The sequence below is a fragment of the Streptomyces sp. URMC 126 genome, from assembly GCF_051386555.1.
GTDB lineage: Bacteria > Actinomycetota > Actinomycetes > Streptomycetales > Streptomycetaceae > Streptomyces.
The window spans coordinates 1-246 of sequence record NZ_JBPQTX010001191.1 but is presented as its reverse complement, the minus strand read 5'-3'; the positions used below and the strand labels follow the sequence as shown (position 1 = coordinate 246).

Annotated in this window: 1 protein-coding gene; it reads right to left on the bottom strand. The window is 66.3% G+C overall.

What is annotated here, in order from left to right:
* Window positions 1–246, bottom strand: a 246-nt coding sequence (locus ACSNOK_RS35615; protein WP_436784808.1) for an SAM-dependent methyltransferase, incomplete at both ends; no start/stop codon positions are given.

Here is a 246-nt window from a genome sequence, read left to right as displayed (position 1 = left end):
CCAGAGTAGGGGAGGCCATCGCGTAGATGGCCGGGTCGCCACCACACACGAAGGCCACATTGCGGCCGTCCCGGGTGGCCTCGATAGCGGCCTGAGTGCGCTCCTCTTCGGTGCCCATCTTGGTGGCCAGGATTGTGGCCCCTGGGCGCACCAGATCCCGTATCTGGCGGACATAAGGGGCGTAACCAGCGACGAACGTAGCATTGCGGATGGCCTCGACGGCGCGCGGAGTCAGCAGATCACGGG